We start from the raw sequence: 667 nt of genomic DNA, 5'->3' as shown, positions 1-667 counted from the left end.
TCTTCGAGTTAGACCCGATTGAGACGCCCGGTGTGATCGCCGGGATCGGCGACCTCCCCGAAGTCAGCCCCGGCGAGGAGAAGACCGAGTACGACGCCGAGCCGGCGACGGTTATCCAGGACGACCTCCGCGACGACAACACGGAGCTCACCCATCATCAGGCGGCGAACCACACCGAGGACATGGTAGAAATGATATCGCACATCTCCGACGGCGGGAACCGGACCGAGATCCCAGACGAACTCCAGCCGTCGTCGGGCTACCACAACTCCTACTCCCGACTCGACTCGCAGGAGCCGGCCGTCGCGATCACGTCGAATATGTCTAAGCCCTCCAGCGCTCGGTGTATCCACCCGTTCCAGCACCGCGGGCTCACGCCGCGCGAGGGTGCGCGGCTACAGACGTTCCCCGACTGGTACCGCTTCGACGGCGGGCTCGTCTCGGTCCGGAAACAGATCGGGAACGCGGTGCCGCCGTACCTCGCGGAGTCCGTCGGCTACTACCTCAAGCAGAGTGTCTACAGCCAGACGCTGACCGAAGACGAGCGGGAGCGTATCTACAAGCTTCGGTGCGGTGGAATGGATCTCGGCGATTTTGAGGAGGAGAGGTCGGATATCGGCGGCCACGCGCAGCAGGTCACGCTCGACTTCGCTGATTAGAGGGAACG

Annotated in this window: 1 protein-coding gene; it reads left to right on the top strand. The window is 63.7% G+C overall.

The window, feature by feature from the left end; translation table 11 throughout:
* Positions 1 to 659, top strand: a 659-nt coding sequence (locus DVK06_RS16845; protein WP_147438154.1) for a DNA cytosine methyltransferase, incomplete at its 5' end; no start/stop codon positions are given.
* Between the last annotated feature and the right edge of the window lie 8 nt (positions 660 to 667).

The sequence above is a fragment of the Halorubrum sp. Atlit-28R genome (assembly GCF_003665955.1).
Classification (GTDB): domain Archaea; phylum Halobacteriota; class Halobacteria; order Halobacteriales; family Haloferacaceae; genus Halorubrum; species Halorubrum tropicale.
Note: the sequence above shows the minus strand (reverse complement) of the source record. Positions and strands in the feature narration are given on the sequence as shown.